Below are 19,553 nucleotides of genomic sequence, written 5' to 3' on the forward strand. Positions count from 1 at the left end.
AGCCTGGTGAACATGGGGGGCACCCGGCTCGTCGACGGCCCACGCCGACAACCCCGGCCGACGGTTGGCCTTCGGGTCAGCCGGCGGAGGACAGGAAGGGGGCGACCGCCGTCTTCGGGCGCCCGATGATCGCCCGCGGGCGGGCGCCGCCGCGGCGGATGAGGACCGGCCGCTGGGCGAGCGCGGGGTTCTCCGCCAGCACCCGCGCCACCTGGTCGGCGCTGGCCACGTCGTCGTCGCTCAGGCCCAGCTCGTCGAAGGCCTTGTCGCGGCGCACCATGTCCGTGGGGTCGGCGTCGAGAATCTCCAGCACCTCCAGCCAGGCGGCCTCGTCGAGCGGCTCCTTGAGGTAGTTGCGCACCTCCAGGCTCAGCCCCGACGCCTCCGCGGCCTCCAGGCCGGCGCGCGAGGTGGAGCAGCGCGGATTGTGCAGGATGGTCAGGTCCTTCATGCGAATCTCCTTGTCAGTCGGGGACGTTGTCCTTGAGCTCCGCTAGCCACGCCGTCGCCGAGACGTCCGACGGCATCCGCCAGTCACCTCGCGGCGAGAGCGCGCCGCCGGAGAGCACCTTGGGCCCGTTCGGGATGGCGGAGCGCTTGAACTGGTTGCCGAAGAAGCGGCGCAGGAACACCGCCATCCACTTCTTGATGGTGGGCAGGTCGTAGGCCGTCCGGTCGGCCTCCGGGTAGCCGGAGGGCCAGTGGCCGGCTTCGATGTCGCGCCACGCGTGGTGCGCCATGAACGCGATCTTGCTGGGCCGGTAGCCGCGGCGCAGGAAGCCGAAGAGGGTGAAGTCGTGCAGCGCGTAGGGGCCGATGGAGTCCTCCGTCGACTGCGGCTTCTGCCCCTCCCCCACCGGGATCAGCTCGGGTGAGATCTCGGTGTTGAGGATGGAGGCGAGCGTCTCGTTGACGCCGGTCTCCTCGAACTGGCCGGTGTTGATCACCCAGCGGATGAGGTGCTGCATGAGCGTCTTCGGCACCCCGGTGTTCACGGCGTAGTGGCTCATCTGATCACCCACCCCGTAGGTGCACCAGCCGAGCGCGAGCTCGGACAGGTCTCCGGTGCCCAGCACGATCCCGCCGCGCTGGTTGGCGGCGCGGAAGAGAAAGTCCGTCCTTATGCCTGCCTGCACGTTCTCGAACGTGACGTCGTAGACGGGCTGCCCGTCGCCGGCCGGGTGGCCGAGGTCCTTGAGCAGCTGGGTGGCCATGGGCGTGATGTCCACCGTCTCGAACGTGACGCCCAACGCCTCGGCCAGCAGCGTGGCGTTGTTCTTCGTGTGCGACGACGTGGCGAAGCCGGGCAGCGTGAACGCCAGGATGTGGGTGCGCGGCAGCGACAGCCTGTCGCACGCCTTGGCCGCGACGATCAACGCGTGCGTGGAATCCAGGCCCCCGCTCACGCCGATCACGATCTTCGGCGCCTTCGACGCATCGCCCCCGCCGATGGCCTTCATGCGCCGCTCGAGCCCTGAGACCTGGATGTTGTAGGCCTCGTAGCAGTCGTGATTCAAGCGGGCCGGGTCGTCGGGCACGAACGGGAAGCGGTCGTGCGGGCGGCGCAGCCCCAGATCCCCCGAGGGTGGCCGGACCGCGAACTCGATGCTCCGGTACTCCCCCACCCCCACCGCGCGCCGGTTGTCCTCGAACGAGCCCTGACGGATGCGCTCCTGACGAAGGCGGTCCAGGTCCAGGTCGACGACGGTGCGCTGGGCCGCGTGCGGGAAGCGTTCGGTCTGGCCGAGGAGATCGCCCATCTCGTAGACCATCGTCATGCCGTCCCAGGACAGGTCCGTGGTGGATTCGCCGAAGCTGGCCGCGGCGTACAGATAGGCGGAGTTGTTGCGGGCACTCGACGAGCGGGCCAGCAGGTGCCGGTCCTCGGCGCGGCCCACGGTGATGGGGGAGGCGGAGAGGTTGAGTTGCACCGTCGCACCGGCCAGCGACGCCAGAGACGACGGAGGCACCGGCACCCACATGTCCTCGCACACCTCCACGTGCACCGTGAGGCCGGGCACGTCGCGCGCGTCGAACAGCAGATCGGTGCCGAACGGCACCTCGCCGAACTCGGCGGGCCAGCCGGGACGGTGGAGCGTGCCGAGGTCCAGGTCCGCACCGTCGGCGAACCAACGCTTCTCGTAGAACTCGCGATAGTTGGGGAGGTACGCCTTGGGCACCACGCCGAGCACGTGCCCGCGGTGGATCACCACCGCGCAGTTGTAGAGCCTGTTGCCCGCGCGCAGGGGCGCGCCCACCACGAGCAGCGGCAGGAGGTCCGCCGTCGCGTCCGCCAGTTCGACGACGGCGCGGTCCACCGCGTCGAGCAGTACGTCCTGCAGCAGGAGGTCGTCGATGGCGTAGCCCGAGAGCGACAGCTCCGGGAACACCGCGACCGCCACCCCGTCGTCGTGGCAGGCCCTGGCCTCCACCGCGATCGCGTGCGCGTTGGCCGACGGGTCGGCCAGGGTGACCGGGAGCGTGCAGGCCGCGACCCGCGCGAACCCGTGCCGGTAGAGCGAGGTGAACTCCATGGGCGTCAGTCTTGCACGGAGGATTGTGCCCCACCTGCGAGTTGCACTAGCGTGACCCTCGGACGCGGGGTGCCGCCGTGACGCTAGGTCACTGTCGGCTGAGATCACACCCGTTGAACCTGATCCAGTTAGCACTGGCGAAGGGACGTCGTGTGATTTCTCACCCCTCGTCATCGGCCATGCCCTGTCGGCAGGCCGAGCGCTCCGCCCACAGGGGTCGAGCGCCGTCCACGGACGCCGGCTCGCCCGGCGAAGGAGGTGTAGCTGTGCGGGTGAACGGTGAGGAGATCCCAGGAGCCGCCGGCCAGTCCCTGCTCGACCTGCTGACCAGTCGGGGATTCGACGTGCACAGGGTCGCGGTGGAGCTCGGCGGGCAGATCGTGCCCCGGGCCAGGTACGACTCGGTGCGCGTCGGCCACGACGACATCGTCGAGGTCGTCGCGTTCGTCGGGGGCGGGTAGATGGGCGCCACCGCCGTCCGGGACGCCTATGTCGAGGGGCTCATCGACCGCCACGGCTGCGACGTGTACGAGCGGCTCGCCCGGGCCCGCGTCGCGATCGCCGGCCTCGGCGGGCTCGGCTCCCACATCGCATTCGCGCTGACCCGGCTGGGTGTGGGGCACCTGCGCCTCATCGACTTCGACATCGTCGAGATGTGCAACCTGAACCGCCAGAACTACCTCCTGCGGCACATCGGCATGCCGAAGACCGAAGCGCTCGCGGAGCAGCTCACAGCGATCAGCCCCCTGACCACGGTGGACATCGTCACCGTGAAGCTCACCCCTGACAACGTACCGACCCTGCTCACCGGATTCGACGTGGTGTGCGAGGCGTTCGACCTCGCCGACCAGAAGGCGATGCTGGTCAGCAGCCTGCTGGCCGACGTGCCCGACACGCCACTGGTGTCGGGCTCCGGGATGGCCGGCTACGGCAGCTCCAACACCATCACGACGAGGAGGGCCCTGGACCGGCTGTACCTCTCCGGGGATCTGGAGAGCGGGGCGACGGCGGGTCGAGGCCTCATGGCGCCCCGCGTGCAGCTGTGCGCGGCCCATCAGGCCAACACGGTGCTGCGGCTGCTGCTGGGACACGCCGATGTCTAGCGCGACGCTCGCCCCGACCGCCGTCGGGGATTGGTCGCTGGGTGGGCGCAGCTTCGGTTCCCGGCTGATCCTGGGGTCCGGCAAGTTCTCGCTGCCGCTGATCCGCGCCGTCGTCGACAACGGCGGCGCCGAGATCGTCACCGTCGCCCTGCGCCGCGCCAACGCCGGGGGGCTCGAGGACATCCTCGACCACATCCCCGGTTCGGTGACGCTGCTGCCGAACACCTCGGGCGCCCGCACAGCCGACGAGGCCGTCCGGATCGCGCGGCTGGCCCGGGAACTGGGCTGCGGAGATTTCGTGAAGGTCGAGGTGATCAACGACTCGAAGTACCTGTTCCCGGACAACGCGGAGACGGTCCGCGCCACCGAGATCCTCGCCGCCGACGGCTTCGTCGTGCTGCCCTACATGCATCCCGACCTGGTCGTCGCCCGGGCCCTGGTGTCGGCGGGCGCGGCGGCCGTGATGCCGCTGGGCGCCCCGATCGGCAGCAACAAGGGCCTGGTGGCGCGCGAGTTCATCCGGATCCTGATCGAGGAGATCGACCTGCCGATCATCGTCGACGCCGGCATCGGCCGCCCCTCTCAGGCGTGCGAGGCCATCGAGCTGGGTGCCGCCGCCGTGATGTGCAACACGGCCATCGCGACGGCCGCGGACGTCGGGCGCATGGCGACCGCGTTCCGGCTGGCGGTCGAGGCGGGCCGGGCCGGGCACCTGGCAGGCCCGGGGCGCGTCCTCGACCGGGCGGAGGCCTCCAGCCCGCTCACCGGATTCCTGGAGGACTGATGGCCGTCGCGCTGCGCGACCCCATGTCGTACCGCCCGGGCATGGAGTCGCTGGAGTCGCCGGTGATGGCGGAGGTGATGGCCGCGGTCGCCGGATACCATCCGGGCCACTACGGCGAGGCCGACGTGCGGGCCGCGCTCGCCCGGGACGAGGTGACGACCGAGGACTTCGCCGCGTTGCTGTCGCCGGCCGCCGACCCGCACCTGGAGGCCATGGCGGCCAGGGCGCGGGAGCTGACCCTCCGCCACCACGGCAACGGGATCGCGATGTTCACGCCCCTGTACCTGGCCAACTACTGCCAGAACGAGTGCACCTACTGCGGGTTCAGCGCCTCCAACCGGATCCACCGGGCGTCGCTGACGCCGGAGGAGATGGAGGCGGAGCTGGCGGAGATCGCCGCCACCGGCCTCCAGGAGGTGCTGCTGCTGACCGGCGAGTCCGAGCAGCGTTCCGGCGTGCGGTTCATCGGCGAGGCGGCGGAGAAGGCGGCGCGCCACTTCGCCGTCGTCGGCATCGAGGTGCAGCCGCTCAACACCGAGGACTACGCCTACCTGCACGACCGCGGCGTGGACTACGTGGCCGTCTACCAGGAGACCTACGACCTCGACACCTATTCGCGGGTGCACCTGTTCGGCCCCAAACGGGTGTTCCCGTACCGGTTCGACGCACCCGAGCGGGCCCTGAAAGGCGGCATGCGGGGCGTCGCGTTCGGGGCGCTGCTGGGGTTGGGCGATGCCCGCCGAGATGCCTTCGCCGTCGGCATGCATGCCCGCTCCATCCAGCGCCGCTATCCGCACGCCGAGATCACCTTGTCGGTGCCCCGGTTGCGGCCCTACATCAACCACGACGGGGTGGAGATCAACGTGACGGAGCGGCAACTGCTGCAGGTCATGCTCGCCTACCGCCTGCTCCTGCCGTACGCCGGGATCACCATCTCGACGCGGGAGCGGGCGGGGTTCCGCGACAACGTCGCCGGGCTGGTCGCCACCCGCATGTCGGCGGGCGTCAGCGTCGGCGTCGGCGGACACGCGGCCGAGGAGAAGGGCGACGAGCAGTTCGAGATCTCCGACACGCGCAGCCTGGCGGAGATCCATCGCGTCCTCGTGGATCGCGGCCTGCAGCCCGTCTACCGCGACCACATCCGGACCTGACCCGGCGCGGACGCCCCTCGTCCGCGCCGGCGGGCCCTGCTAGCCGACGCCGCCATCGGCCCAGGCGTCCAGGAGGGCCGCTGCCCGGGCGCCCGGGTCCTCGGCGTCCATGACGCACCGCACCACCGCGACCCCCGCGACCCCGGTCCGGCGCAGGGCCGCGACGTCGCCCGGCCCGATGTCGCCGATGGCCACGACCGGCAGTTCGCTGGCTGTCACCAGCGGCGGGTAGCCGTCGAGGCCCAGGGGTGGACGGCCCGAGTCCTTGGTCGGGGTGAGCCGGTACGGGCCGGCCCCGAGGTAGTCGACGACGTCGGCCACGTCGTTCGCGGCGCGCACCAGGTCCAGGGTGCCTGTCGTCAGCCCGATCAGCGCGCCGGGCCCGAGGAGGTCGCGGGCGGAGCGCACCGGCAGGTCGTCCTGCCCGAGGTGGACGCCATGGACGTGCGCCCCGCGTCGCATGGCGGCATGGGCGACGTCGGCCCGGTCGTCGACGAGCACGCGCGTCGCCGGGTTCGCCGAGGCCACACCGTCGGCCACCCGCAGCACCAGGTCCAGCAGGTCCCGCGCGGACAGTTGTTTCGCCCGGACCTGTACGACGCCCGCACCCGCGGCCGCGGCGGCCGACGCGGCTGCGACGGTGGCGGGGCCGGCGCCCGAGGTGACCAGGTACAGCCGGTAGTCGGGGAAGGCACCGGGCGACGACGGACCGCCGGGGAGGGCCACCGGCCCCTCACCGCTTCCCGGCCGCGGTGACGTCCAGGTAGACCTGGCCGCCGCTGGCACGGAACTCCACTGACTTCTCCTTCAGACCATGGGCGGCCCTGATGTCCTGGCTGATCCGCATCGAGCAGAACTTCGGCCCGCACATCGAGCAGAAGTGGGCGGTCTTCGCCGGCTCCGCCGGCAGCGTCTCGTCGTGGTACGCGATCGCGGTGTCCGGGTCGAGCGACAGCGCGAACTGGTCGTGCCAGCGGAACTCGAACCGGGCCTTCGACAGGGCGTCGTCCCGGATCCTGGCCCCCGGGTGCCCCTTCGCGACGTCGGCGGCATGCGCGGCGATCTTGTACGTGACCACGCCCGTCTTGACGTCGTCGCGGTTCGGCAGGCCCAGGTGTTCCTTCGGGGTGACGTAGCACAGCATCGCCGTGCCGTGCATCGCGATGACGGCGGCCCCGATGGCGGAGGTGATGTGGTCGTAGCCAGGAGCGATGTCGGTCACCAGCGGGCCGAGGGTGTAGAACGGGGCGCCGTGGCACCAGTCCTGCTGCAGCCGGACGTTCTCCTCCACCAGGTTCAGCGGCACGTGCCCGGGGCCCTCCACCATCACCTGCACGTCGTGGGCCCAGGCGCGCTGGGTCAGCTCCGCCAGGGTCCGCAGCTCGCTCAGCTGCGCCTCGTCGTTGGCGTCGGCGGTGGCGCCCGGACGCAGCCCGTCGCCGAGGCTGAACGCCACGTCGTACCGGGCGAAGATCTCGCACAGCTCGTCGAAGTGCGTGTAGAGGAACGACTCCTCGTGGTGCGCCAGGCACCAGGCCGCCATGATCGATCCCCCGCGCGAGACGATGCCCGTGACCCGGTTGGCGGTCAGCGGCACGTAGCGCAGGAGCACGCCGGCGTGGATGGTCATGTAGTCCACGCCCTGCTCGGCCTGCTCGATCACCGTGTCGCGGAAGATCTCCCAGGTGAGCAGCTCGGCGCGCCCGTCGACCTTCTCCAGCGCCTGGTACAGCGGCACGGTGCCCAGCGGCACCGGGGCATTGCGGATCACCCACTCGCGGGTCGTGTGGATGTCGTCGCCTGTGGACAGATCCATCACGGTGTCGGCCCCCCACCTGGTGGCCCAGCGCGCCTTGTCCACCTCCTCGGTGATCGAACTGGTGACGGCCGAGTTCCCGATGTTCGCGTTGACCTTCGTGAGGAAGCGCCGCCCGATGATCATGGGTTCGCTCTCCGGGTGGTTCACGTTGGCCGGGATGATGGCCCGGCCGGCCGCCACCTCGCTGCGGACGAGCTCCACGTCGCAGCCCTCGCGCAGCGCCACATAGCGCATCTCGGGAGTCACCAGCCCCTGGCGGGCGTAGTGCATCTGCGTGACCGTCCTGCCCTGCCGCGCCCGCAGCACGGTGCGCTCCGGGCCGCGCCACTCCTCGGCCGACCCGCCTCGGCGCAGCGCGGCGCGTCCGTCGTCGATGAGTTGCCGCGCGCGCCGCCCCTGCCAGGGTTCGACGTCGTCGCGGGCGAGGATCCAGTCCGTCCTCAGGGGAGGGATGCCTGTCGTCGGATCGGTGTCGGGACCGCAGGTGCGGTAGACGTGCACGTCGGGGTTGTCGGTCCCATCGGGTGACGGATCCAGCGACACCGCGGTGACGGGGACGCTGATGTCGTCGTCGAGCAGGTGGACGACACGGTGTTTCGGATGGATCTCACTCACGAGCGAGCCTCTCTTCCTTCGCCGGCATAACCCGGGCAGGTTCGACGGTCCGGGCGGCATCAGCCCGATCTCAGCCCTTGCCTGGGCTCCCGTGGGGACAACAGTGACTGTAGCGGGTGCCGTCGCCGGATCTCGTCCGGGCCACGATGAGGTTTGCCTGCAGCACGACGCGGCAGGCGAAGCTCTACGGCTGCGCGGCGCTCACGCGCGCCGGGCAGGCCGACCTCCGGGAGGGGAGTCGGCGGTGGTCCACCTGGCCTTCAGCCACTCCCAGCCCCGCCTGATCCGCGACATCAACACCCACGCCAGCCACATCATCGCGATCAGCAGGACTCCCGCGACGACCGCGGCCGCCACGGGGAAGAGCACGGCCAGCGTCGTCACCCCGACGACGCCGACGTCGCCCGCCGCCGACGCCGCGACATTGGACACCGGCTCCGGCGAGGTGTTCACCGCCAGCCGGATGCCGGCCTTGGAGAGGTGGCTGAGCAGCGCCGTCACCCCGCCGACGGCGGCGAGGGAGATGGTGAGGATGTCGCCGTTCGCGCCGGCGATCAGCGCCCCGATGACGGCGCCGGCGATGGGGCGGATCACAGTCGAGGGGACGTCCCAGATGGAGTCGACGACGGGGATCTTGTCCGCGATCAGCTCCAGCAGGGCGAGGACTCCCATGACGATGAGCACGTCCGTGCGCATGAACCCCTCGGGCACGCCGCCGGTCCCGGCGTAGCGGCCGAGCAGCCCGAGGATGAACACCGTCGCGTAGGCGTTGATGCCGGATGCCCACCCGGAGGCGAACGTCATGGGGAGCAGTTCCATGCCGCCATTATGGCGAGCCGGCCTGGCCGCGCGCTGGGTCCGGATCGCCAGGGACGCGTTGAGCCGGACACGGCTCTCGCGGTGGAAGCTTGAGCCGGACACGGCCCTTGCGGCGGACGCTTGAGCCGGACTTCGGCCTCAACCGCCGATGCGGCCAGTTTGATCGATCCAACGCGCGACGAGTCCGAAGCCAGGCTCAAACCGTCCCCGCGAGAGCCGTGTCCGGCTCAAACCGTCCCCCTCGCGGGACAGCGGACGCCAGGGGCCGCGCGTCAGGCGGCGGGCTCCCACCCGGGGGGCATCATCACCCGGAGCGCCTTGGGCTCCACGTGCACAGAGAGCGACACCACCTTGCCGAAGTAGTCACCGTCGAGCTGGATCGACTCGGGCTCCCGGAGCCACACCTCGAGGCTCCGGCACCGCTGGTACCTCAGCTCGCCCTCGCCGCCCTCGCGGTTCCGGCGGCCGCGCAGGATGCCGTTGTCCACCACGACTCCCCAGGCCACCCGCACCCAGCCCAACATGCCCTGCGGCTCCATCGCCAACACATCGAGGACCCCGTCATCGACGGCGGCATCGGGCATCAGCGTCACGTTGCCGCCGATCGACCCGCAGTTACCCACGAGCACGGTGTGCACCCTGGCGCGCTGCGGGGGTTGGTCGTCGAGGCGGAACTGCAGGCGCATCCGGTGATTGCGACGCAACTTCTCCACGCCAACCTTCACGTAGGCCAGCATGCCGACCCGCTTCTTCAGTTCCTCGTCGGTGCTGGACATGATCTGGGCGTCCAGGCCCATGCCTGCCATGACGACGAAGACGCGCTCCTCGTGTTCGCCACCGGGCCGCACCCAGTCCAGGACCCCCACGTCCACGGGGCGCGGGACCCCCTGGAACGCCGCCGTCACTGAGCCTTGGAGGTTGCCCAACGGGAGACGCAGGTTCCTGGCCAGCAGGTTCCCGGTGCCACGGGGACAGAGGCCCAACGGCACCGCGCTCCCCCTCAGCCCCTCGGCGACCGCGCGGATGGTGCCGTCGCCGCCGACGGCCAGCACGAGGGCGCAGCCCTCCTCGACCGCCTGCCGCGCCATGCCCGCCCCGGGGTCATCGGCGGAGGTCTCCAGCCACAGCGAGGACCCCCAGCCGGAGGACCGCTCCGCGTCGGCGACCGCCAGCTCAAGTTCCGCACGGTCCACCTTCGTGGGGTTGAACACGACGGCGGCGCGCCTCGTCCCGGCGCCGTTCGGTTCGCTCATGGGCTCAGTCCTTCCACACGGGGATGGCGCGGGAGCCGTCGGGCTTCGCCTGTTCCTGCCAGACGATGACGGACCAGGCCGCCACCGTCGCGCTGTCGGAGACGATCATGCCCTCGCCCTCGTTCCAGAAGTTGCACGCCGGCTCCGCGAAGGTGGAGGTGTCCACCAGGCGGCGCCACACACAGCCCTCCAGAGGAGGCGGGACCTTGAACTCGATCTCCTGGTCGGCCATGTTGATCATGACCCAGAAGTCGTCGCCCGGGGAATCGATCTGGATGGAGACCGCCCGGTCCCCCTCCATGGGGAACCCCTCTCCCGACGGGGTGTGGAAGAGGTACGACACGTCCTTGTCGTCTGCCACCATGTCCCCCCAGCGCCTCTGCTGCAGTGCTTCATGGCGCTGGCGCAGGTTGGCGAGGAACGTGGCGAAGCGGAACTGGCCGTTGACGTGGGGCGCCGTCTCGTACTGGCCGAGGTTGTCGTGGTAGCCCTCGTCCACCCCGTCGGCCACCGGCACCCGCTGGGGCGCGTTGGTGGGGATCATGGCGTAGTTGTTGCGCATGGCCACCGAGTCCAGCGCCCACGGGTTGTTGTTGCCGTTCTGGGTGCGGCCGAACTCGTCTCCGGCCACGATCATGGGCACGCCGCGGGAGAAGAACAGGATGCTCCACAGGTTGCGCAGCCGCTGGCGCCTGAGCGCCTGCGAGCCCCCCGAATCCCAGGAGAGGTTGTCGTCCGAACCGCCGTCGGACGGGCCGAACGGCGGCGGCTGATCGTTCTGCTTCTCCTGGTAGGACACCAGGTCCGCCATGTTGAAGCCGTCGTGGGCGGTGACGAAGTTGATGGTCTTCTGGGCGCCGCCGCTGTCATGGAAGTGGTGGTAGTCCCCGTTGAACATGTCCGTGAACGCCACCATGTTGGCGTCTCCCTTGGTGAACCGGCGCACGGCGTCGCGGTAGCGGCCGTTCCACTCGCCCCAACCGCGCGGGAAGTTGCCCACCTCGTAGCCCCACAGGTCCCACGCCTCGGCGATGACCTCGATGTGTTCGGCCTTCGCCATGGACGCGATGTCCACCAGCAGCGGGTGGTCCGAGAAGAACCGCTTCTGCCTGGCCCAGTCGTCGGGATGAGCCTCGCCCGGGAGCCGCCCCAGGACGGTGGCCAGATCGAACCGGAAACCGTCCACCTGCATGTCCTGCGTCCAGTACCGCAGGGAGTCGAGCACCAGGTTCCTGGCGGCCTGGGAGGAATAGTTGACCTGGTTCGAGGTGCCGGTGGCACCGTCGACGAGCACCTTGTCGGAGGTCATCTGGTAGTACTCCGCGCACGCGAACCCGCCGAGGCTGGTGAAGCCGGTGGTGTTGACGTCGCCGTTCCAGTTGCCGCCTTCGGCGGTGTGGTTGTACACCACGTCGAGATAGACCTCGAGGCCCGCGTCGTGGAACGCCGAGACCATCTCCTTGAACTCGCGGGTGGGGCCGCACCAGGCCTTGTCCGCCGCGTATTGGCGGTTGGGGGCGAAGAACGACAGCGTCATGTAGCCCCAGGCGTTCACGGCGCCGTGGCGCGCCGACTCCGACGCGTTCGTCTCGTGCACCGGCAGCAACTCGACGGTGGTGACCCCCAGAGCCTTGAGGTAGGGCGCCATCATCCCGGCACCCTTGTACGTCCCCTGGAACTCCTCAGGGATGTCGACGACGCCCTCGAAACCCGGCTCTCGGCTCAGCAGCTGGGACAGCCGCGCCACCGAGGGGTGCCCGGTGAGCTGCTCCACCTGCACCTCGTAGATGACGGTCTTCTCACCCGGGATCCGCGGCTTGGGCGTGACCGGGGTGTAGTCGGCGATGAGCACGCCCTTCGGGGCGTAGGGCCCGGTGTCGATGGTGCGACGGGGGACGCCGTCGACCAGGTCCCCGCCGGTGCCGAACACGCCGTCGTTGACGCCGTACTCGTGCAGCTGATCGGTGAAGACGTTGTGGGTGACCTCGCGGGCATACGGGTCGAAGAGCACCTTGTTGGGGTTGAACCGGTTGCCGTGCTGATCCAGGTCCGAGATGAACCCGAGGTCCGACCCGGGCTTCCAGCCCTTCACGTACGGCCAGTTGCGGCCCCAGGCACGGAACCCGATGAGGGCGCCGAACTGCAGACCCTGCAGCAGCGCCCGCCAGATGCCGTCCCTGCCCTTGACGAGCAGGTAGGTGCGATCGGCTGAGGCACCCATCGCGTCGGGATAGATCTCCAGCTGGACCCTGGTGGCAGCCGGCGCGTAGATCGCGAAGGTGACGCCCTCGGCGTGGGGGTGGGTGCCGAGAGGCCAGGTGGCCTTGGACCAGGAGCGCCGGTCCAGCGCGATCACGCGTGTCATGGCGTCGATTCTGGCACGCCACCCCGACACGCACGGCAACGCGCTTGCGAGACCCCTTCCCATGGGGCGCAGACAGGAGGACTCTGAGGGTATGAACACGCGCCCGAATGTGGTGCTCGCCGTGGTGGCCGGGCTGGTGGTCCTGCTCGCGATCGTCGCCGGGGTCATGGCCACCAACCGGGAGCCGCCCGAGATGGACCCCGGCACCCCGGACGGCACGGCACAGTTGCTCGCGCTCGCCGTCATCGACGGCGACGACGAGGAGGCCGTCTCCTACCTCGACCCGGCATTGGGCTGCACGGTGCCCCTGCCGGAGGTCTACCGGCCGACCAGGATGAGCATGTCCGTGGTGGACACGAAGGTCGACGGCGACAGGGCCACGGTCGTGCTCAACGTCACCGAGTCCAGCGGGGGGCTGTTCAGTTCCTACGATCACCGCGAGGTGATCGAGCTGAAGGCCGACGGCGACGGCTGGATGGCCACCGGCCATCCGTGGCCCATCTACTCGTGCAAGTGAGGTCGTGATGTTCGAGGTGTTCGGCGCGCTGCTCTCCCTGGCCCTGCCCGTGGTGGTGATCGTGCTCGTCGTCGCGGCAGCCCGACGGCGCGGCCCGGGCATCGACGCCCACGGCGTGCGGCGGTTCTTCCAATACGCGGTGCTGTTCGCACTGGTCATCGTCGTGGCGATCGGGGTCTCGGAGCTCCTGGCGCTGCTCCTGGGGGCCGAGGTCCCCGAGTGGGAGGATCCGGACGCTCGGCTTGCCCGGGGCCTGGCGTTCGTGTTCGTCGGCGGCCCGCTCGCCGCACTGATCGCGTGGTGGACGAGGCGCGCCCACCGGGCGGATCCCGCCGAGCGCGAGTCCGGCCTCTACGCCCTCTACGTGACGCTGGCCGCGCTGGTGGGGGCCGTCGTAGCCGCGACGGCGCTCCCGGAGATCGGCTCGGCGGCGCTCCAGGGCGAACTGGAACACGAGGCGCTGGCGCGTCTCGTCGCCTTCGCGGGCATGTGGGCCTTCCATTGGTGGCTGGCCACCCGCACCCTGGACGCGGAGCGCAACACCCCGCACCTCCTCCTGGGATCGGTGGTGGGGCTGGCGCTGGGCGTGACGGGACTCGTCCTCACCCTCGGCTCCGCGCTCGACCTGCTGCTCCGGACGGACATGATCGGCAACCCTCTGACCACGCTCGGCGAGGGCGGTGGACTTCTCCTGGGCGGGGCCCTGATCTGGGTGCGTTACTGGGCCACGTCCGCGGTATCGCTGCCGCGCCGCCCGCTGTGGCTCGCGGTGGTCCTGCCGCTGGGCGTGGGCGGCGGGCTGATCATGACGCTCGTGGCGGGCAGCCAATTGCTGTGGAGCGTGTTGGTGTGGTTCCTCGGGGACCGCCAGGAGGCATCAGCCTCCAACCACTTCGACTCGGCCCCGGTGGAGATCGCCGCCGTGTTCGTCGGCCTGCTGGTGTGGTGGTATCACCGGACCATCCTCGGCGAAGGTGAGGGACGCACCGAGCCGCGGCGCGTCTACGAGTACCTGGTGGCGGGCATCGGGCTGGGGGCGGCCGCAATCGGCGTGGGCACCGTGCTCGTGGCGCTCATCGAGTCTCTGACGCCGGGCGTGGACGCGGGGATGACGGTGCTCAACACGCTCTGGTCCGCCGTCACGCTGCTCGCCGTCGGGGTGCCCGTGTGGTGGATCTTCTGGGCTCGCATCCGCCGGGCCGCCGCCGCATCCCCCGATGTGGAGCTCAGCTCGCCCACCCGGCGCGTGTACCTGGTGACCCTGTTCGGGCTTGCCGGGGTGGCGGCGGTGGTGGCCCTCATCGCGGTGGCGGTGATCCTGTTGCAGGACGTCGTCGCGGGGTCGGTGAGCGCCGCCACCGTCCGGTCGATGCGCTACGGGCTGGGCACGCTGGTGAGCGCTGCCGCCGTGTCCGCCTATCACGGCTCCGTGTTCCGCATGGACCGGGCCACCGGCGTGACGACGCGGGCGCGGGGGCCGCGGACCGTGCTGCTGATCGGCGCGGTCGGGCCAGAGGTCGACCGCGATCTCGCCCGCGCCACCGGCGCCCGGGTGGAGGTGTGGGGGCGCCTGGACTCCGCGGCCGACTCGTGGGACGTCGCGGCGCTGGCGGAGGAACTGGCGGCATACCCAGGGGCCGACGTGGTCGTGCTGGGCGAGGGTGCCGGTCACTGGGTCTTCCGGGTGGACCCGTCGGGTCGTGTCGCGGCCCCGACCGCCCCCGCGGCACCGGCTGAGGATCGAGCCGCATCTGGCGGCGAAACGGCGCAGTTCGCGCGTCCCGACAGCTGAGCCATTCGCGGCTGCGGGTCAGTCGTCGTCGACCTCGCCCGCCAGCGCCTTGGCGGCAAGGTTCTCCTCCTCCGCGACCTCCCAAACCTCCCTGGCCGCGCGCAGGTTGAGCGCGACGATCCCGAGGCCCAGGATCAGGTCGGGCCACCCGTTCGGGACCAGGGTCAGCGTGAGCACACCCATGGCGATGATGCCCAGGTTGATGATGACGTCGTTGCGCGCGGCCAGCCACGCTGCCCGGGTGAGCGACCCGCCGTGGTCGCGCTGGCGCAGCAGCAGGACGGCGCAGATCGCGTTGATGACCACGGCGCCGCCGGCAGTGAGGATCAGCGAGAGCGGGTCCGGAGCGTCCGGGTTCTGGAACTTGGCGATGGCCTGCCAGAGCGCGGCCGCCGCGGGGACGAGGATGATGCCCGCCATCACCTTGCCCGCGACGGAGCGGTGGGCGAGCGGCCAGCCGAGCGCCACGAAGATCAGCAGGTTGACCGCGGTGTCCTCGAGGAAGTCCACGGAGTCGGCCAACAGCGAGACCGACCCGATCGCGAGCGCCACCGCGTTCTCCACGAAGAAGTAGCCGAGGTTCAGCAGGGCGACGACGAGGACGGTGCGCCTGAGGGCGCGGACGCGGGTGGGGTCGATCTCGTGCACGGCCGACAGGCTATCGCGCCCCGCCGTTGGTCGGCCGAAGGGGCCGCACCCGCCGACGCCTGCGGTACCTCCCGACGCCTGCGCTACCTCCCGACGCCTGCTGAGTCGCCTGCGGTCAGTCTGGGCGCCCGCGGTCAGTCTGGGCGCCCGCGGTCAGTCTGGGCGCCCGCGGTCAGTCTGGGCGCCCGCGGTCAGTCTGGGCGCCCGCGGTCAGTCTGGGCGCCCGCGCTATAGCGCAGGCGTCCGAGCCGAACGCAGGCGGCTCAGCCAGCAGCCGGAGGGCCGCCCGGCGCACCCCCTTCCGCGACACCCTCGCATCGCGTAGGCTGATCTCACCCAAGAAAGGTCAGGACAAATGAGTCTCTCCATCGGGGTCATCGGCGCAGGCATCATGGGCGCCGATCACGCTCAGAACATCCATCGTTTCATCGCCGGCGCCGATGTCGTCGCCATCGCTGATCCGGACAAAGGTCGCGCCGAGGCGGCCATCTCCGGCATCCCCGGGGCCCGCGTCCACGCAGACCCGGAGCAGCTGATCACCGCCGACGACGTGCAGGCCGTCGTCATCGCCTCACCCGACTTCCTGCACGCGGATCAGGTGAAGGCCTGCCTGGACGCGGGCAAGCACGTGCTGGTCGAGAAGCCGCTCGCCTACGACTCCGCCACGTGCGCAGAGGTGATCGCCGCCCACCGCTCGGCCGTGGGCGGCGGGACGCCCCTCGCCACCGTCGGCTTCATGCGCCGCTTCGATCCGGGCTACGTGGCCATGAAGGCCGCCATCCGCTCGCGGAAGCACGGGCGTCCCCTGATGATCCACTCGGTGGGTCGCGGGGTGAGTTCCGGCCCAGGCGCCACCAACGAGTCCGTGATCTTCAACTCCGCCATCCACGACCTGGACCTCATCCCCTGGCTGCTGGACGCGCCCGTCACCGAGGTCAGCTGGCACGCCGGGCACCCCAGCTCGACGGCCACGGACCTGGCGGACCCGTTCCTCCTTCTGGTGCGCACCGCCGACGGCTCGCTCAGCACCGTCGAGGTGTTCCTCAACGCCCGCTACGGCTACGACATCCGCTGCGACGCCGTCTGCGAGACAGGTGTGCTGACGATCACCGAACCGGCAAAACTGCTGGTCAACGCGAACCAGGCCACCTCGTCGCCGATCGCGGCTGACTGGCGGCCCCGGTTCGCCGACGCCTACCGCCTCGAGTTGCAGGAGTGGGTGGACGCGGTGAAGGAGGGCAGGCCGTCGACGCTGGCCACCCTGGAGGACGCGGAGCGCGCCACCCTCGTGGGCGAGGCGGTCGTGGAGTCGATGCACGGAGGCGGGCTCTTCGTCGAAGTCGACCGGTGAGGTCGCTGCCGGAGCCGCGACCCGTCGGCGACGTGCCGAGCCTGCGCTGGGGCATCCTCGGCACCGGCTGGATCGCGCACCAGTTCGTCACCACCGTGCTGGCCCGGACAGGCCAGCGCGTGGTGGCGGTGGGATCGCGCAACGTCGAGCGGTCGCGGGAGTTCGCGGGCGAGTTCGGCATCGAGCAGGCGTTCGGCACCTACGAGGAACTCGTGGGAGCAGAGGTCGACGTGATCTACGTGGCGACGGGCCACCTCGACCACTTGGCGCACGCCACGCTGGCACTTGAGGCCGGCAAGCCCGTGCTGGTCGAGAAGCCGATGACGCCGCGGGTGGCGGACACGGAGGCGCTCGTCGAGTTTGCACGGGCGCGGGGGCTGTTCTGCATGGAGGCCGTCTGGACGCTCGCGCTGCCGCGCTACGACGTGGTGCGGCAGATCCTGGACAGCGGGATGCTCGGCGACATCCAGTCCGTGGCGGCTGACATGGGCGAGTACCTGGTCGATCACCACCGAGCCATGGACCCGGCGCAGGGCGGCGGCGCGATGAACGACCTCGGCACCTATCCCCTGATGTTCGTGGGCTGGGTCCTGCCGTCGGCCCGCGTGGTGGGAGCGACGGGGCAGCGGCACTCCAGCGGTTCCTTCGGGCAGTTCGCGGCCCTGTTGGTCGACGACGAGCACCGGCAGGCGGTGGTGCACGCGTCGATGGTGGCCGACACGCCCACGACGGCGATGATCGCGGGCTCGGATGCCACGCTCGTCCTCGACGGCCCGTTCTACCACCCGGGTCCGGTAGAGGTGCGGTTCCGCGACGGCGAGGTGCTCCGATGGGAGGAGGACCGCGTCGCACACGTGGGGCTCTACCACGAGGCCCTCGAGGTGGCGCGCTGCATCGGCGCCGGGTTGACCGAGTCCCCCATCCGGCCCCTCGACGCGACGCTGGCCACCGTCCGGCTGATGGAGCGGGCCCGCGACCTGATGGGCGACCCCCTCCCCTGACGCTGCCCGCGCCTCCGAACCTGGAGCGGTGCGGGTCGGCCTATCCACCCAGGTCCGGTGCGGTGGTCGTTCCTCCAGCCCGCTCACCAGTGCACTGCCAGGGCCGGGGGTCCCCTGGAGGAACAGTAACCGCAGCAGGCCACGGTGACCCCCGCCCGGACCGGCGTCAATAATTGAACATTGAATTACCTTGCGTCGCGACGTAGAATGGCCGCCGTGAACCACCGCCTCCTCCTTGTGCACGCCCATCCCGACGACGAGTCCAGCCAGTCCGTCGCCACCATGGCGCGGTACCTCGACGAGGGCGGCCAGGTCACCCTGGTCACGTGCACGCTCGGCGAGCTGGGCGAGATCATGCTGCCCGAGTGGCAGCACTTCACCCCGGCGGAGCTGGGCGAACATCGTCGCTCGGAGATCGAGCAGGCCCTCCGCGAGGTGGGGGTCACGGACCACGTGTACCTGGGGGGCGCGGGGCGCTACCACGATTCGGGCATGACCACCGGGCCCGACGGCCGCGCGGCCGTCCCCGGTGACATGCCCGACAACGCCTTCTGGCGGGCGGATCTGCTCGAGGCGGCCAACCACCTCGTGGAGGTGATCCGCAGCCGCCGGCCGCAGGTCGCCGTCTCGTACGACCCCCACGGCAACTACGGCCACCCGGATCACATCCAGGCCCACCGCGTCCTCATGTACGCCAGCACGCTCGCTGCGTCTCCGTCGCACCGCCCGGACCTGGGCGCGCCCTGGCGGATCCGGCGGGTCCTGTGGAGCACGCACAACACGGAGCGCTGGGTCGAGGCGTACGCGATCGCCAAGGAACGGGGCCTGGAGCTCTGGACCGAGGAGGATCGCGACGCCGACAGCTTCGGCCCGGACCCGGCGCAGATCGTCGCGCTGATCGAGACGGGCCCTTGGCTCGACGTGTGCCGCCGGGCCCTCGGGGCCCACCGCAGCCAGGTGAACATCGAGCACCCCTTCTGGCAGTTCTACAGCATCATGCAGGAGCTCCCGGGGTCCGGCGAGGCCTATCTGCTGGGTGCCGGTGAGCCGTTCCCCGAGGGCGTTGGGCGGGCAAGCTGCCTGTTCGACGGCCTCGACGACGCCGCCTAGTCATCGACGCCAACGACGACGGCCCCGCGATCACGCAGATCGCGGGGCCGTCGTCGTTGCGGAGCCTCAGCCGGCGAGCAGCTGCTCGAAGGCCAGGAAGCCCGCCGGCTCCCGCGACGTCGAGCGCCGACCCGCGACGGCGTCGGCCAGCTCGGACGCCCCCCGCGACACCCGCGACCGCAGGCCGGTGGAGCCCACTCCGAAGTCCGAGGTGGCGGCGAAGATGGCGGTTCGGACGGGGTCCGCTCCCAGGTAGCTGAACAGCGGGCGCATGGCGAACTCGAGCATGAGCGAGTGTCGCTCGGTGCCGCCCGTCGCGGCGAGCAGGACGGGCTTGCCGGTGAGCATGCCCGGCTCGAGGATGTCGAAGAAGCTCTTGACCAGCCCGCTGATGGAGGCGGAGAACGTCGGAGACACCACCACAAGGGCGTCGGCCTCCTCGACGGCATCGACGGCGCGCGCCAGGTCGCCCGTCGGGAATCCGGTGAGCATGGCGTCGACGATGGGGTGGGCAAGCTCGCGGAGCGCGACCACCGTCTCCTCGAGCGTGTCGCCGCGGGCGGCGAGGTCGTCGCGGAGGTGGACGAGGATGTCGTCGGCCAGGACTCTGGTGGACGACGGCGTGCCGAGGCCACCGGAGATGACGACGATGCGGGACATGTGTGTTCCTTTCACGGATCCTGCTGGGCTG

At 70.6% G+C, this 19,553-nt stretch carries 18 protein-coding genes and 1 riboswitch; of the genes, 9 read left to right on the forward strand and 9 right to left on the reverse strand.

The window, feature by feature from the left end; all coding sequences use genetic code 11:
* Positions 1-76: 76 nt before the first annotated feature.
* Together ACX1D3_RS02045 and ACX1D3_RS02050 are read right to left on the reverse strand one after the other, a co-directional pair.
* On the reverse strand, positions 77-451 hold the full coding sequence (locus ACX1D3_RS02045; protein WP_458995318.1) for an ArsC/Spx/MgsR family protein: 375 nt from the start codon (positions 449-451) through the stop codon (positions 77-79).
* Positions 452-464: 13 nt separating this feature from the next.
* Positions 465-2,534 (reverse strand): NAD(+) synthase, encoded by a 2,070-nt coding sequence (locus ACX1D3_RS02050; protein WP_458995319.1) that lies wholly within the window; start codon positions 2,532-2,534, stop codon positions 465-467.
* A gap of 55 nt (positions 2,535-2,589) precedes the next feature.
* Positions 2,590-2,697: riboswitch (TPP riboswitch) on the forward strand.
* 103 nt (positions 2,698-2,800) lie between these two features.
* Here ACX1D3_RS02050 and thiS point away from each other — a divergent pair.
* From thiS to thiH, 4 genes are read left to right on the forward strand one after another with little or no spacing between them, the layout of a single operon-like run.
* Positions 2,801-2,995, forward strand: a complete 195-nt coding sequence (gene thiS / locus ACX1D3_RS02055) for a sulfur carrier protein ThiS (RefSeq protein ID WP_458995320.1) — start codon at positions 2,801-2,803, stop codon at positions 2,993-2,995.
* Positions 2,996-3,637: a sulfur carrier protein ThiS adenylyltransferase ThiF gene (gene thiF / locus ACX1D3_RS02060; protein ID WP_458995321.1), complete on the forward strand. Its 642-nt coding sequence runs from the start codon at positions 2,996-2,998 to the stop codon at positions 3,635-3,637.
* Positions 3,630-4,421 carry a thiazole synthase gene (locus tag ACX1D3_RS02065; protein ID WP_458995322.1) on the forward strand — a complete coding sequence of 264 codons (792 nt, stop codon included), beginning with the start codon at positions 3,630-3,632 and terminating at the stop codon, positions 4,419-4,421. Before thiF ends, ACX1D3_RS02065 begins: the two co-directional genes overlap by 8 nt.
* Positions 4,421-5,572 (forward strand): 2-iminoacetate synthase ThiH, encoded by a 1,152-nt coding sequence (thiH, locus tag ACX1D3_RS02070; RefSeq protein ID WP_458995323.1) that lies wholly within the window; start codon positions 4,421-4,423, stop codon positions 5,570-5,572. The genes ACX1D3_RS02065 and thiH overlap by 1 nt, the downstream gene beginning before the upstream one ends.
* 39 nt (positions 5,573-5,611) lie before the next feature.
* Here thiH and ACX1D3_RS02075 read toward each other — a convergent pair whose 3' ends face one another.
* The 5 genes from ACX1D3_RS02075 to ACX1D3_RS02095 form a co-directional block, all read right to left on the reverse strand.
* Positions 5,612-6,298, reverse strand: a complete 687-nt coding sequence (locus tag ACX1D3_RS02075; protein WP_458995324.1) for a thiamine phosphate synthase — start codon at positions 6,296-6,298, stop codon at positions 5,612-5,614.
* Between the two features lie 7 nt (positions 6,299-6,305).
* On the reverse strand, positions 6,306-8,006 hold the full coding sequence (gene thiC / locus ACX1D3_RS02080; protein ID WP_458995325.1) for a phosphomethylpyrimidine synthase ThiC: 1,701 nt from the start codon (positions 8,004-8,006) through the stop codon (positions 6,306-6,308).
* A 201-nt stretch (positions 8,007-8,207) separates the two neighbouring features.
* Positions 8,208-8,825, reverse strand: coding sequence for a DUF4126 domain-containing protein (locus tag ACX1D3_RS02085; protein ID WP_458995326.1), 618 nt, complete (start codon positions 8,823-8,825; stop codon positions 8,208-8,210).
* 272 nt (positions 8,826-9,097) lie between these two features.
* On the reverse strand, positions 9,098-10,078 hold the full coding sequence (locus tag ACX1D3_RS02090; RefSeq protein WP_458995327.1) for a diacylglycerol/lipid kinase family protein: 981 nt from the start codon (positions 10,076-10,078) through the stop codon (positions 9,098-9,100).
* 4 nt (positions 10,079-10,082) lie between these two features.
* Positions 10,083-12,443: a glycogen debranching protein gene (locus tag ACX1D3_RS02095; RefSeq protein ID WP_458995328.1), complete on the reverse strand. Its 2,361-nt coding sequence runs from the start codon at positions 12,441-12,443 to the stop codon at positions 10,083-10,085.
* 91 nt (positions 12,444-12,534) lie between these two features.
* On the opposite strand from ACX1D3_RS02095, the gene ACX1D3_RS02100 reads away from it, so the two are divergent.
* Together ACX1D3_RS02100 and ACX1D3_RS02105 are read left to right on the forward strand one after the other, a co-directional pair.
* Positions 12,535-12,960 (forward strand): hypothetical protein, encoded by a 426-nt coding sequence (locus ACX1D3_RS02100; protein ID WP_458995329.1) that lies wholly within the window; start codon positions 12,535-12,537, stop codon positions 12,958-12,960.
* A 7-nt stretch (positions 12,961-12,967) separates the two neighbouring features.
* Positions 12,968-14,752, forward strand: a complete 1,785-nt coding sequence (locus ACX1D3_RS02105) for a DUF5671 domain-containing protein (protein ID WP_458995330.1) — start codon at positions 12,968-12,970, stop codon at positions 14,750-14,752.
* An 18-nt stretch (positions 14,753-14,770) separates the two neighbouring features.
* Here ACX1D3_RS02105 and ACX1D3_RS02110 read toward each other — a convergent pair whose 3' ends face one another.
* On the reverse strand, positions 14,771-15,400 hold the full coding sequence (locus ACX1D3_RS02110) for a cation efflux transmembrane domain-containing protein (protein WP_458995331.1): 630 nt from the start codon (positions 15,398-15,400) through the stop codon (positions 14,771-14,773).
* Between the two features lie 355 nt (positions 15,401-15,755).
* Here ACX1D3_RS02110 and ACX1D3_RS02115 point away from each other — a divergent pair, with 355 nt between their 5' ends.
* From ACX1D3_RS02115 to mshB, 3 genes are all read left to right on the forward strand, one after another.
* Complete coding sequence (locus ACX1D3_RS02115; RefSeq protein WP_458995332.1) at positions 15,756-16,751, forward strand: Gfo/Idh/MocA family protein; 996 nt, start codon at positions 15,756-15,758, stop codon at positions 16,749-16,751.
* Positions 16,748-17,752 (forward strand): Gfo/Idh/MocA family protein, encoded by a 1,005-nt coding sequence (locus tag ACX1D3_RS02120; RefSeq protein ID WP_458995333.1) that lies wholly within the window; start codon positions 16,748-16,750, stop codon positions 17,750-17,752. The genes ACX1D3_RS02115 and ACX1D3_RS02120 overlap by 4 nt, the downstream gene beginning before the upstream one ends.
* A 216-nt stretch (positions 17,753-17,968) precedes the next feature.
* On the forward strand, positions 17,969-18,862 hold the full coding sequence (mshB, locus tag ACX1D3_RS02125) for an N-acetyl-1-D-myo-inositol-2-amino-2-deoxy-alpha-D-glucopyranoside deacetylase (RefSeq protein WP_458995334.1): 894 nt from the start codon (positions 17,969-17,971) through the stop codon (positions 18,860-18,862).
* A 66-nt stretch (positions 18,863-18,928) separates the two neighbouring features.
* Here mshB and ACX1D3_RS02130 read toward each other — a convergent pair whose 3' ends face one another.
* Positions 18,929-19,522, reverse strand: coding sequence for a CE1759 family FMN reductase (locus ACX1D3_RS02130; RefSeq protein WP_458995335.1), 594 nt, complete (start codon positions 19,520-19,522; stop codon positions 18,929-18,931).
* Positions 19,523-19,553: the final 31 nt, after the last annotated feature.

Source organism: Tessaracoccus yangjingae (genome assembly GCF_054483935.1).